The following is a 13,173-nucleotide window of genomic DNA, read 5'->3' as shown; positions in this document are numbered from 1 at the left end:
CACGCGTCTTCCATGGTCTGATTTTTGGCCAGATTAAAGGGCGTGTTGGCTAACAACAAAGAATAAAAATATCTTCTTTATTCCATTATTGAATTTATAAAGTGATTTGGCGGTAAATGAAGATAGAAAAACGCCCCGCTGTTGCGGGGCGTTTTCAAGCTATCGCGCTCGGGATGGATCCCGGCGGGCATGAACCTTACTTCTGCGGACGCAGGGCCGGGAACAGAATGACGTCACGGATGGTGTGGCTGTTGGTGAACAGCATTACCAGACGGTCGATACCGATACCCTGACCGGCAGTCGGCGGCAGGCCGTGTTCCAGTGCGGTGACAAAGTCGGCGTCGTAGAACATGGCTTCGTCGTCGCCAGCTTCTTTCTGATCAACCTGATCTTGGAAGCGCTTGGCCTGGTCTTCTGCATCGTTCAGCTCGGAGAAGCCGTTGGCCAGCTCGCGGCCACCGATGAAGAATTCGAAGCGGTCGGTTACGTCCGGGTTCACGTCGTTGCGGCGAGCCAGCGGAGAAACGGCAGCCGGGTACTCGGTGATGAAGGTCGGTTGCAGCAGCATGTGCTCCACGGTCTCTTCGAAGATCGCGGTGATCACGTGGCCCAGCTCCCATCCCTTCATCAGCTCGATGTGCAGACGCTTGGCAACGGCCTTGGCGCTCTCCAGGGTAGCCAGATCGTCCAGAGTTACGTCCGGGTTGAACTTCAGGATGGACTCGACCATGGTGAGGCGCTGGAACGGCTGACCGAAATCGATGGTCAGGCCCTCTTCGCCCTCTTTGGCGTAACGGATCTTGGTGTTGCCCAGAATGTCTTGCGCCAGGGTGCGCAGCAGCTCTTCGGTCAGGTCCATCAGATCGATGTAGTCGGCGTAGGCCATGTAGAACTCGATCATGGTGAACTCGGGGTTGTGACGAACCGAGATACCTTCGTTACGGAAGTTGCGGTTGATCTCGTAGACACGCTCGAAACCACCGACCACCAGACGCTTCAGATAGAGCTCCGGAGCGATACGCAGGTACATGTCGATGTCCAGCGCATTGTGGTGAGTGACGAACGGACGCGCGGAGGCACCACCAGGGATGACTTGCATCATCGGGGTTTCCACTTCCATGAAGCGCTTTTCGTTGAAGAACTTGCGGATACCGGCAACCACCTGGGTGCGGATCATGAAGGTCTTGCGGGACTCTTCGTTGGCGATCAGATCCAGGTAGCGCTGGCGGCAGCGAGCTTCCTGGTCGGTCAGGCCCTTGTGCTTCTCGGGCAGCGGACGCAGTGCCTTGGTCAGCAGGCGGATATCGGAAACGTGAACGGAGAGCTCACCGGTCTGGGTCTTGAACAGGGTACCTTCGACACCCACGATGTCGCCCAGATCCCACTTCTTGAACTGCTCGTTGTAGAAACCTTCCGGCAGGTCGTCACGGGTGACGTAGACCTGGATCTTGCCGGCCATGTCCTGCAGGGTGGCGAAAGAAGCCTTGCCCATGATCCGGCGGGTCATGATGCGACCGGCAATCTTCACCCGTTTACCCAGGCTCGTCAGCTCCTCGGCGCTTTTGTCGTCGAACTCTGCGTGCAGATCGCCAGAGAGGCTGTCGCGACGGAAGTCGTTGGGGAAAGGATTACCCTGGGCGCGCAGGGCGGCCAGCTTGGAACGACGCTCGGTCATCTCGTTGTTGAGTTCGAGAGTTTGGTCGACTTCCGGAGTGATGGTTTGTTCAGACATGGTGATTCCTGCTTGTTTACAGACCTGATTTCAGGCTGGCTTCGATAAACTTGTCCAAGTCACCGTCGAGCACCGATTGGGTATTACGGGTTTCGACGCCGGTGCGCAGATCCTTGATACGGGAGTCATCCAGCACATAGGAACGGATCTGGCTGCCCCAACCGATATCAGACTTGGTCTCTTCCAGGGCTTGTTTCTCAGCGTTCTGCTTCTGAATTTCCAGCTCGTAGAGCTTGGCTTTCAGCTGCTTCATACACTGGTCTTTGTTTTTGTGCTGGGAACGGTCGTTCTGGCACTGTACCACGACACCGGTCGGAACGTGGGTAATACGTACCGCGGATTCGGTTCGGTTAACGTGCTGACCACCGGCACCGGAGGCACGGTAGACGTCGATCCGCAGATCCGCCGGGTTGATCTCGATATCGATATCGTCGTCGATCTCGGGGTAGACGAACACAGAACAGAAGGAGGTGTGACGGCGGCCACCGGAATCGAACGGAGACTTGCGAACCAGACGGTGTACGCCGGTTTCGGTACGCAGCCAGCCGAATGCATATTCGCCGGTGAACTTGATGGTGGCGGATTTGATACCAGCCACGTCGCCTTCGGAGCATTCAATCAGCTCGGGCTTGTAGCCGTGGGCATCGCCCCAGCGCAGGTACATGCGCAGTACCATGTTGGCCCAATCCTGTGCTTCGGTACCACCGGAGCCGGACTGGATGTCGATATAGCAGTCGGAGCCGTCGTGCTGACCGGAGAACATGCGGCGGAACTCGAGATCCACCAGCTTGGCTTCCAGCTGTTCGGATTCGGCGATGGCTTCGTTGAAGGTCTCTTCGTCTTCCCCTTCCACGGCCAGGCTCACCAGCATCTCGACGTCATCCACACCCTGGGTCAGGGTGTCGATGGTGCCGACCACGTTTTCCAGCGCAACGCGCTCTTTGCCCAGCGCCTGTGCGCGCTCGGGTTCATTCCATACGTCCGGCTGTTCCAGCTCGGCGTTGACCTCTTCTAGACGCTCTTTCTTGGCGTCATAGTCAAAGGTACCCCCTAAGAAGCTCGGTCCGCTCAGACAGCTCCTTAAGTTTATTTAATACGGGATTAACTTCGAACATCGTGAAAACTCTCAGGGTCGATGTGATTTAAAAACGGGATATTCTAGCCAATTGTGGAAGGAATAAACAGGGTTGCCTTGGCTTGTGCGGCTCATGCCGTCAATTTCTGGTGCACTTTTCTCCACCTCGGTAGAAAATATCGCCCGCAGACCCATTTTCAGGTTCAGTTTTGGCCATTCGGGTCGCTAATGACTACGTGTAGTGTTGTGCAATTTAGGGAAAAACCCGCTCCTCACCTCAATAAGAAGAACACATGATGAAAAACCTGTCACTCAAGCAGAAGATACTGTTGTCAGTGGTGATCGCCCTTTCGTTGGTGATTTTGTTGCTCTCCTGGCAGAGCTATAGCAGCCAGAAGTCCCTGTTGCTGCAAGGAAGCCAGGAGCAGTTGCAACGGCTGGGTACCCAGCAGGCCGAGCGTGTCAGCGACTGGCTCGCCGCCCGTCGCGACGTGATCCAGGCGCTCGGCAACAAGGCCGGTGCCGACCCCCTCAATGCCTTGCAACAGGCACAAGTTTCCGGCCGTTTCCAGCTCACCTATTTCGGTGAGAGCAGCGGCAAGATGAATGACTCCGATCCCTCCATCAACCGCGATGGCTACGACCCGCGCTCTCGTGGCTGGTATCAGGAGGCGATGAGCAAAGGTGGCCTGATTGTCACCAAACCCTATCTCGATGTGGCCTACAACATCATGGTGGTGACCCTGGCCCAGCCGGTTTCTGGCGGGGTAGTCGGTGGTGACCTCTCCATCGCCTCGCTGGTGGAAGACGTGACCAAGATGCAGCTGCCTGCCGACGGTTTCGCCATCATGATGCACAAGGATGGCACCATCATCGCCTACAAGGATGCCGCCAAGGCGATGAAACCTGCCAGCGAGATCGACAACGATCTGACCAACGCGCTGATCGAGCAGAGCAAGTCGAGCAAGGATCTGGTTCCGGCCTACTTCGACAACGAAGGTCGCGACAAGCTGCTGTGGGCGGCTGATATCCCCGACACGGATTGGGAGCTGGTGCTGGTGCTGGACAAGGCCGCGCTGGAAGCGCCGCTCTCCTCCCTGCTGATGACCCAGCTGGGCATGGCGCTGCTGGTGCTGGTGGGTAGCATCCTCGCTATCTCCTGGCTGGTCAGCATGCTGCTTGGCCCGCTCACCAAGGTCTCCCAGGCGTTGGCCCGCATTGCCGATGGTAACGGTGATCTGACCCAGCGCATCAAGATCGACGCCAACGACGAAGTGGGCCAACTGGCCAACAGCTTCAACCGTTTCGTCGGCAGCCAGCATCAGCTGATCGGCAATATCCGCCAGCTGGCCAACGAGTTGAACGCCGATGCCGAGCGCAGTCTGGTGACCAACCAGGCTGCGGTGGACGAGCTGCAGCGTCAGCAGCAGGAGGTGACCATGGTCGCCACGGCGGTCACCGAGATGGCGAGCGCTACCATGGAGATCGCCGGCAACGCCGAGAATACCGCCGCCGCTGCCCAGCAATCTGCCCAGAGCAGTGAGCAGGGCAAGATGCTGGTCAACAAGACCCGCCAGTCCATCAATGGTCTGGCCGAAGAGGTAGGGCAGGCGACCGAGGTGATCGGTGAGCTGAGCCGCCACGCGCAGGCCATCACCAGCATCCTCTCCACCATTCAGGGGATTGCCGAGCAGACTAACCTGCTGGCGCTGAACGCGGCCATCGAAGCGGCCCGTGCCGGTGAGCAGGGGCGTGGTTTTGCGGTGGTCGCTGATGAGGTGCGGGTGCTGTCGCGCCGTACTCAGGACTCCACCCAGCAGATCCAGTCCACCATCGAGACCCTGCAGCAGACCACTGCCCGTGCGGTAAGCCTGATGCAGACCAGTCAGGGGCTGGCGGACAACAGTGTGCAGGATGCGGATCAGGCGGTGCGCGCGCTGGAAGAGATCACCAGCGCCATCTCCCTCATCTCCGACATGGCGGGTCAGATCGCCACTGCCGCCGAGGAGCAGACTCAGGTGACCGGCGAGATCACCCAAAACACCACCGCCATCAAGGATGTGAGTGACGAGATCACCGCCGCCGCCATGCGCGATCTGGATCAGGCCCACAGCCTCAAAGGGCGTGCTGCTGACCTGAACCAGCAGGTGTCGACCTTTATCCTGTAAGGTGCAACTCACGGTCTATTCCGGCTGAGATAAACAAGCCCCGCCCTCTGTCGAGTGCGGGGCTTTTTGTTGTTCGGAGGGAGTGTGGGCTTGGTGATTTCGGGCTGTCTAGGTTGCTCGCGGGTCACCTTGGTGCCGGATACGTGCCACGGCTCTGCCTGGATCAGCTGGCGAGTAGAGAACAAACAAAGAGCCCACCGAAAGGTGGGCCCTGATCATATACGTCTGACGGAAAGGGAATTACAGGAATGGCATCGCCATAAACAGCTTGATCACCATGGCGTTGATGATGTCGATAAAGAAGGCGCCCACCATGGGCACTACCAGAAACGCCAGGTGGGAGGGACCGAAGCGCTGGGTGATGGCCTGCATGTTGGCAATCGCGGTCGGGGTGGCCCCCAAGCCAAAGCCGCAGTGGCCTGCCGCCAGTACGGCCGCATCGTAGTTCTTGCCCATCACCCGGAAGGTGACGAAGATGGCGTAGAGCGCCATCGCCACGGTCTGGGCGGCCAGCAGAATGAAGATGGGCAGGGCCAGGCTGGCCAGATCCCACAGTTTCAGGCTCATCAGTGCCATGGCGAGGAACAGCGACAGGCTGACGTTGCCCAGCAGGGAGACTTCTCGATCGCTCACCTCATGCCAGTTCAGCAGAGTCAGGACGTTGCGCAGCAGCACGCCGACAAACAGCACGCAGACGAAGATCGGCAGCTCGAAGGCGCCCCCTTTGAGGGAAGCAGAGAGCAGCTCGCCGCCCTTGAGGCTAATGGCGATCAATGCCAGCGTCTCGATGACGCTGAAAGTGGTGAGGGGGCGCTCCATATCCGGCATTTCGAAGCCCTGGGGGGCCTCATCCTGATTGTGCTCCTCACCGGGCACCTGCACTTTCTTCACCAGATAGCGAGCCACCGGGCCGCCAATCAGGCCGCCCAGCACCAGACCGAATGTGGCACAGGCGATGGCGAGCTCAGCGGCGGATTGCACGCCGTACTTCTCGGAGAAGGTGGCACTCCAGGCCGCTCCGGTGCCGTGGCCGCCGGAGAGAGTGATGGAGCCGGCCAGCAGCCCCATGTGGGGATCCAGACCGAGCAGGGTAGCCAGACCGACACCCAGACTGTTTTGCACCAGCAGCAGGCCGGTGACCACCATCAGGAAGGTAACCACCGCCTTGCCGCCGCGTTTCAGGCTGGCGAGATCGGCGGAGAGACCGATGGAGGCGAAGAAGGCCAGCATCAGCGGGGTTTGCAGGCTGGTATCAAATTGCAGCTCCATCTGCAGGGTGGAGCGCAGCAGTAGCAGTACCAGCGCGACCACCAGGCCGCCGGCTACCGGTTTGGGGATGTTGAAGGTACGCAGCAGCCCGACTCGGGTAACCAACACCCGGCCAAGCAGCAATACCAGAGTGGCAGCGACCAGCGTTGCGTAGGAATCAAGTTGTAACATTCAGTACTCCCATGTTGATTGGCTGTGTCTTTCATAGCAAAAGACTTACAGATTCAGCCGGGATGAAAACAGTGTGGCTTATGTGCCAGCAAAGAAGGGGAAACATCTCCCCGCCCCAGGAAAGATGGGGCTTGTGCGGGCCTGAAATGCTCAGGCATCCAGATGAGATTTTAGTAAAATCCGGCGGATTGTAGCAAAAAGCATCGTTTAATTCCATCTTTGTCGTATTAATGCTCGTTTTAGTGGTTTATTGTGACATTTAACACTATGTAGGTAGAGGGCAGAAAAGCCGAAAAGGGTGCATGGAACGGCTGTCATTTGGGGCGCCAGTCTCTATAATTCGCCGGTTTCCGCTGCACGCAGAGGCGCTGGCGGGCGTTGACATTGTGGTTCACCCCGACATGGTTCATGTTCCGGCGGTGTTCACTTCATCAAGAGGAGAGGGTGTGAAGAAGTCTATCTACATTGCCTACACAGGCGGCACCATTGGGATGCAGCGTTCCGATCACGGCTACGTGCCGATGGCGGGCTTTATGGAAGACTGTCTGGCGCGGATGCCCGAGTTCCACCGCCCCGAGATGCCGGATTACCATATCCACGAGTATGCGCCCCTCATCGACTCCTCCGACATGACCCCGGCGGACTGGCAGCGCATCGCCGAAGACATTCGCGACAACTATGAGAAGTACGACGGCTTTGTGATCCTGCACGGCACCGACACCATGTCGTTCACCGCCTCGGCGCTCTCCTTCATGCTGGAAGATCTGCACAAGCCGGTCATCATCACCGGCTCCCAGATCCCGCTGGCCGAGTTGCGCTCCGACGGTCAGCAGAACCTGCTCAACGCCCTCTATATCGCGGCCAACTACCCGATCCACGAGGTGACGCTGTTCTTCAACAACCAGCTCTATCGCGGCAACCGCAGCAAGAAGGTGCACGCCGACGGCTTCCACGCCTTCGACTCCCCCAACTATCCGCCGCTGCTCAATGCCGGGATCGCCATCTCGCTGGAAGCGGGCGAGTTGGGCGTGCCGTCCGAGCGGCCGCTGGTGCTGCACGACATCACCCCCCAGCCGATCGGCGTGGTGACCCTCTATCCGGGGATCTCCAGCGAAGTGATCGCCAATATCCTGCAACAGCCGGTGAAGGCGCTGATCCTGCTGTCGTTCGGGGTCGGCAATGCGCCGCAGAACCCGGCCATGCTGGCGCTGCTCTCCGAGGCATCGGCCCGCGGCGTCATCATCGTCAACCTGAGCCAGTGCCTGCACGGCAAGGTCAATATGGGGGGTTATGCCACCGGCAACGCCCTGTCGCGGGCCGGGGTGATCTCGGGCTTTGACATGACCGCCGAGGCAGCACTCACCAAGCTGCACTTCCTGCTGAGCCAGGACTTGCCATCCCACCGCATTCGCGAGCTGATGCAGCAGTCCCTGCGTGGGGAGCTGACTCCCTGATAACCCTCGCGGTAGGGTGCAATAAGCGCAGCGCATTGCACCGGTGACGAGGGGTGATAAGTTAGGAAAAAAGAGGGGAGCCATCATGGCTCCCCTCTCTGTTGTGGCCGCTGCGAGCGGTCTGCCGGGTCAGGTTCAGTGGTTAAGGTCGACCCGTACTATCTCTTCCTCGTCGCGATACTGACGCTTGAGCTCGCTCTTGCTCTTCATCACAATCTCGCCGTCGCGGCCGATGTTCATGTGCTCGGGATTGTCGAGATGCATCGACTGCCAGGCCATCACGGCTTGCAGGGAGGTGGCCTTCTGCTCGTCGGTGAGGGGCTTGCCATCGGGCCACTTGCCCAGCTCGACAGCGGTTTTGAGCCGCTCATACACCTCTTCGGGCATCTGCCTGATAGCTTGTAAAAACTCACCCTGTTGAAACGACATCCGGCCTCTCCTTGAACTATTGAGCCATAAACAGCGGGATCTGATGGGCCATGCAGGTAGACCCTATTGGTCTATGCCGGCAGATCCTGGCGGACTACGCCAGCCATCTGTTCCATCACCCGCACTACCTGACAACTGTACCCGAACTCGTTGTCATACCATACGTAGAGCACGCAGTGATCCCCCTCGGCGATGGTCGCCTGGGAGTCGACGATGCCCGCATAACGGGAACCTACCATGTCGGAGGAGACCAGCTCGGTACTGGCGCTGAAGTCGATCTGGCGGTGCAGGGCCGAGCTTAGCGCCATCTGCTGCAGATAGGCGTTGAGGCTCTCCCGATCGGTGGCCTGTTCCAGCGACAGGTTGATAATTGCCAGCGAGACGTTGGGGGTCGGCACCCGGATGGCGTTGCCGGTCAGCTTGCCCTTGAGTTCGGGCAGCGCCTTGGCCACCGCCTTGGCGGCGCCGGTGCTGGTCATCACCATATTGAGGGCGGCACTGCGACCGCGGCGCTCCCCCTTGTGATAGTTGTCGATGAGGTTCTGATCGTTGGTGTAGGAGTGGACCGTCTCCACGTGGCCGTGGCGGATGCCGTATCGCTCCTGCATCACCTTGAGCACCGGGGTGATGGCGTTGGTGGTACAGGAGGCGGCGGAGATGATCCTGTCATCCGGGCCTATTACCTCATGGTTGACCCCGAACACCACGTTCTTCATCTCCCCTTTGCCGGGGGCTGTCAGCAGCACCTTGCCAGCACCGCGCGCTTTCAGGTGCTCGGAGAGGCCTGCTTCGTCACGCCAGACGCCGGTGTTGTCGACGATCAGCGCATCGTGAATGCCGTAGGCGGTGTAGTCGATGTCGGCCGGGCTATTGGCGTAGATCACCTGAATGAAGGTGCCGTTGGCGATGATGGCGCTGCGCTCCACATCCACCTCGATGGAGCCATTGAAGGGGCCGTGCACGGAGTCGCGGCGCAGCAGGCTGGCGCGTTTTTCCAGATCCCCGTCGCGACCACCGCGTACCACGATGGCGCGCAGACGCAGCGGATTGGCAGCGCCGGTACGTTCGATCAGCAGGCGGGCCAGCAGGCGGCCGATACGGCCAAAGCCGTAGAGCACCACGTCGGTCGGCTGCGGCATCTGGCTGCGGCCAAGGGCCGGTGCCAGTCGCGCTTGCAGATAGTCCTCGATCCCCGCCTCATCCTGATGATCCTGCCAGTAGCCGACTGCCAGCTTGCCAAGGTCAACCTCGGCGGCGGTGGGTTTGAGGGCAACGATGGCCTGAAGCAGGGGGAAGCTTTGCTGGATGGGGAGGGGCGCGCCCTGGTGGCGGCGGACGACCCGGTGGGCCTTGAGGATATCGATGGTGGAGGCGTTTTGCAGCGGGCGGCCGTAGAGGGTGATCTCGACCCCTTGTTGTCGGTAGAGGCGACCAATCAAGGGCTGCATGGCTTCGGCGAGCTCCTGGCTCTCCTGCCACGCTTGCAAGTAGTGCTCGTGGGTCATTGACCAGATCCTTTATTTCACGTTGTTGGTGTAAATAGAAAATTCGTCGAATGCAGATCAGTGTAGGGGTCTATATTTCGTTATATTATTCTGCAATCGCGGCCTTATATGGCGCGCGCATTGTAATGGATATGTAACCGGTTTGCTAGCCGGTGGTGGCCGACAGAGGCTTCAGTTGTTACCAACCCGCGTTACCAACAAGATGTGAATCATGGCCAATTTCCCCCTGCGACAGACCTTCATCATGCTTTCAGTCGGCCTTGCCGTAGCTGGCTGCAATGACGATCGGATCCACAATATCTGCAGCAACCATACCGAGCTCTGTCAGGATCTGGTGGACGATGGCTGGTGCCGCTACGAGCGTACCGATGTGATCCGCAGTCGCTTCTATCTCAAGGAGGAGGGGACGGATCGGCGCAAGTACGAGCTGATGCGCAACCTTGAGCGCTATCTCAAATGTGCCGAGCGCTCCACCAACATCGAGTACAAGAATGCCCGCGAGCAGAAGAGTCCACGGGTCGAGGGCATGCTGGCGGCCGGGGATCAGTTGGCCCAGCTCGATGCGGCGACCCGCAATTCACAAGATCCCTACCTGCTGCTCTGGCACTGGACCAACAACACCAACGAGTTGGCTCGTCAGCAGTTTATGGCGCTGGAAGGCACCAAGGCGCTGGATGAACCCGAGCTGCAACTGGCGCTCGGCGGTATCTACGCCAAGAGCGACCCCGAAAAGGCCATTGCCACCCTGCAGCACGGTCTCTCCCTCTATCAGGAGGGGGATAAGGTGAACAGCCGCATATTCACCTCCCTCAGCACCCTCTATATGGGCCAGAAACAGTACGGGCTGGCCTATCTGTGGGGCAAGGTGAGCGAGTCGTTTCAGGATAGCCCCGAGGTCTCAGCCAAGCGTTTTGGCATTTACCACACCCTGAGCAAGACAGAGCAGGATGGTTACGATGTGCGGGCTGCCGAAATTGTCGAGCAGCTCAAGCATGGCAACTACCGGCCCTGATGCAGTGATGACGACGTTCTCTCCGGCCAGCTGCTGGCCCAATCCGTTCGATCTCTCTTTCGTTCATGGCGAGGTACGTACCGATGGCCGCACGCTTGAGCGCCTCACAGTGCGCGCCGTGGTGCCCCGTGGTGACGAGCTGCTGCTGGTGCATTCCCGGGTCAACGGCGATCTGATGTTTCCCGGGGGCGGCATTGAAGCGGGGGAGAGCCACGATGTGGCGCTCGCTCGCGAGCTGCTGGAGGAGTGTGGTGCCGAACTGCGGGAAGTGGGGGGCCTGCTTGGCGAGACCCGTGAATATCGCGCCGCCCGCGAGCCGGGGTTTGATGCCTACTGCATCCGCTCGCTCTACTACTTGTGCCGGATTGGCGATCAGCTGGTGGCCCCGCAGCCGCAGCCCTACGAGATCCGCCTTGGCTTCGTGCCCGGCTGGTTTGCCCTCGACGAAGCGCTGCAGACCAACAAGACCCAGCTGGCGGGGCCCTGTCCCCAGTGGACGGCGCGAGAGACCCGGGTGCTGGCCCAGCTGCAACGCTGGCATCAGCAGGGAATCTTCGACCACGGCGACTGAAGTAGATCAAGCCGCAACGGTCAGTGATACCAATAAAAAAGAGCGCCAATGGGCGCTCTTTTTTATTGTGAGGGTGGCGGTTACTTGGCCACTCTGTCGTGCGAGATCATTTGACCTCTTCGCCCTTGGCTTGAAGATCAGCATGGTAGGAGGAGCGAACGAAAGGACCGCAGGCGGCGTGGGTAAAGCCCAGCTCCATAGCGACATCTTTCAGCTCGTCAAACTCTGCGGGCGGCACGTAGCGCTTGACCGGCAGGTGGTGGCGGCTCGGCTGCAGATACTGACCCAGGGTCAGCATGTTGACGCCGTGGGCGCGCAGATCCTTGAGCACCTCGACGATCTCTTCGTTGGTCTCGCCAAGGCCCATCATCAGACCGGATTTGGTCGGTACGTGGGGGTGCATCTCCTTGATGCGGCGCAGCAGCTCCAGCGACCACTTGTAGTCGGCACCCGGGCGGGCGACGCGATACATGCGCGGCGCGGTTTCCAGGTTGTGGTTGAAGACGTCCGGCGGGGTCTCGCGGAACACCTCCAGCGCCTGCTCCATCCGGCCACGGAAATCCGGAGTCAGGATCTCGATGCGGGTCTGCGGGCTGTGCTCGCGGATCTCGCGGATGCAGTCGGCGAAGTGCTGAGCACCGCCGTCGCGCAGATCGTCGCGGTCCACCGAGGTGATCACCACATACTTGAGGTTCATCTCCTTGATGGTCAGCGCCAGCTTCTTCGGCTCTTCCGGATCGAGTGCCAGCGGGCGGCCGTGGGCCACGTCGCAGAAGGGGCAGCGACGGGTGCAGATGGCGCCCATGATCATGAAGGTGGCGGTGCCGTGGTTGAAGCACTCCGCCAGGTTGGGGCAGGAGGCCTCTTCACAGACCGAATGCAGCTTGTTCTTGCGCAAGGTGCTCTTGATGTGTTCGATCTTCTGGCTGGAGGGGGGCAGCTTGATCCGCATCCAGTCCGGCTTGCGAAGGAGTTCTTCGTTGGGATCCGGCATGAATTTCACCGGGATCAGGGCCATCTTGTCGCCATCGCGCAGCTTGACGCCCGGCTCCATACGAACGGGTTTGCTCATGATTCACTCTCGGTGTTTGTTATTGTTTGATAGCCAATCAGGCGGGCCAGCTCGGCCACCAGAATGGATTGCGCCTCGGCCACGCTCTGCGGGCCGCCCAGAGCGCTGGTCTGGGTCATGGCCATGCCCGCATAGCCGCACGGATTGATGTGCAGGAAGGGGGTCATGTCCATGTTGATGTTGAGGGCCAGCCCGTGGAACGAGCACCCCTTGCGGATGCGCAGACCCAGCGAGGCCAGCTTGGCCTCCATGCCAAGGTCATTTTTCACATAGACCCCGGGGGCATCGGCCTTGGCATAGGCCTGGATATCGCTTTTGGCAAGGGTGTTGATGATGGCTGTCTCCAGCGCGGTCACCAGCTCGCGAACCGAGAATTTGCAGCGGCGGACATCCACCAGTACGTAGAGCACCAGCTGGCCCGGGCCGTGATAGGTCACCTGACCGCCGCGATCGCTCTGCACCACCGGGATATTGCCCGGATTGAGCAGGTGTTCGGCCTTGCCGGCCTGGCCCTGGGTGTAGACGGGATCGTGCTCGACCACCCAGAACTCGTCCGGGGTGTCGCTGGTGCGGTTGTCGGTGAAGGCTTTCATGGCGTCCCATACCGGCTGGTAGGGGCGGCGACCCAGCTGCCTGACAATCAGGCTGGACTGGGCGGGGATCTGGGATGACATGGCTTCCTCGCGGCGTGCTGCGGCCAAAAACAGTCGCCCCG

At 59.8% G+C, this 13,173-nt stretch carries 11 protein-coding genes; 4 read left to right on the top strand and 7 right to left on the bottom strand.

All coding sequences use genetic code 11. From position 1 onward, the window contains the following. Positions 1-196 precede the first annotated feature (196 nt). Complete coding sequence (gene lysS / locus ACTG1K_RS19725; RefSeq protein ID WP_421205090.1) at positions 197-1,732, bottom strand: lysine--tRNA ligase; 1,536 nt, start codon at positions 1,730-1,732, stop codon at positions 197-199. Between the two features lie 16 nt (positions 1,733-1,748). Beyond that, positions 1,749-2,847, bottom strand: a protein-coding gene (prfB, locus tag ACTG1K_RS19720) for a peptide chain release factor 2 (RefSeq protein ID WP_100645262.1) whose coding sequence is annotated in 2 segments (ribosomal slippage) — positions 1,749-2,771 and positions 2,773-2,847 — 1,098 coding nt in all. Because the reading frame shifts where the segments join, the coding sequence is not laid out codon by codon here. A 256-nt stretch (positions 2,848-3,103) separates the two neighbouring features. Between prfB and ACTG1K_RS19715 the strand changes: the two genes are divergently transcribed. Further along, complete coding sequence (locus tag ACTG1K_RS19715; RefSeq protein WP_124929092.1) at positions 3,104-4,975, top strand: methyl-accepting chemotaxis protein; 1,872 nt, start codon at positions 3,104-3,106, stop codon at positions 4,973-4,975. Between the two features lie 240 nt (positions 4,976-5,215). Here ACTG1K_RS19715 and gltS read toward each other — a convergent pair whose 3' ends face one another. After that, a complete protein-coding gene (gene gltS / locus ACTG1K_RS19710; RefSeq protein WP_005348115.1) occupies positions 5,216-6,415 on the bottom strand; it encodes a sodium/glutamate symporter in 1,200 nt (399 codons plus the stop codon). 446 nt (positions 6,416-6,861) lie between these two features. On the opposite strand from gltS, the gene ansA reads away from it, so the two are divergent. Further along, positions 6,862-7,869, top strand: a complete 1,008-nt coding sequence (gene ansA / locus ACTG1K_RS19705; protein ID WP_005335195.1) for an asparaginase — start codon at positions 6,862-6,864, stop codon at positions 7,867-7,869. Between the two features lie 135 nt (positions 7,870-8,004). Here the strand turns inward: ansA and ACTG1K_RS19700 are convergent, their stop codons facing one another. Both ACTG1K_RS19700 and ACTG1K_RS19695 read right to left on the bottom strand, forming a co-directional pair. Next, positions 8,005-8,298: a YeaC family protein gene (locus ACTG1K_RS19700; protein ID WP_021229727.1), complete on the bottom strand. Its 294-nt coding sequence runs from the start codon at positions 8,296-8,298 to the stop codon at positions 8,005-8,007. Between the two features lie 71 nt (positions 8,299-8,369). Then, positions 8,370-9,803 carry a glyceraldehyde-3-phosphate dehydrogenase gene (locus tag ACTG1K_RS19695; RefSeq protein ID WP_043822179.1) on the bottom strand — a complete coding sequence of 478 codons (1,434 nt, stop codon included), beginning with the start codon at positions 9,801-9,803 and terminating at the stop codon, positions 8,370-8,372. A gap of 211 nt (positions 9,804-10,014) precedes the next feature. On the opposite strand from ACTG1K_RS19695, the gene ACTG1K_RS19690 reads away from it, so the two are divergent. After that, entirely contained in the window at positions 10,015-10,815 is an 801-nt protein-coding gene (locus tag ACTG1K_RS19690; protein WP_425854843.1) for a DUF2989 domain-containing protein, read from the top strand. A gap of 7 nt (positions 10,816-10,822) precedes the next feature. Continuing rightward, positions 10,823-11,386, top strand: coding sequence for an NUDIX domain-containing protein (locus ACTG1K_RS19685; protein ID WP_425854844.1), 564 nt, complete (start codon positions 10,823-10,825; stop codon positions 11,384-11,386). 106 nt (positions 11,387-11,492) lie between these two features. On the opposite strand, the gene lipA is transcribed toward ACTG1K_RS19685, so the two are convergent. Then, complete coding sequence (gene lipA / locus ACTG1K_RS19680; protein WP_005335190.1) at positions 11,493-12,458, bottom strand: lipoyl synthase; 966 nt, start codon at positions 12,456-12,458, stop codon at positions 11,493-11,495. Beyond that, positions 12,455-13,132 carry a lipoyl(octanoyl) transferase LipB gene (gene lipB / locus ACTG1K_RS19675; protein ID WP_040066806.1) on the bottom strand — a complete coding sequence of 226 codons (678 nt, stop codon included), beginning with the start codon at positions 13,130-13,132 and terminating at the stop codon, positions 12,455-12,457. The genes lipA and lipB overlap by 4 nt, the downstream gene beginning before the upstream one ends. Positions 13,133-13,173: the final 41 nt, after the last annotated feature.

It is taken from the genome of Aeromonas sp. 102P, from assembly GCF_051920345.1.
In the GTDB taxonomy this organism is placed as follows: Bacteria; Pseudomonadota; Gammaproteobacteria; order Enterobacterales; family Aeromonadaceae; genus Aeromonas; species Aeromonas veronii.
The sequence above is the reverse complement of the archived record's forward strand: the minus strand, read 5'-3'. Positions and strand labels throughout refer to the sequence as shown.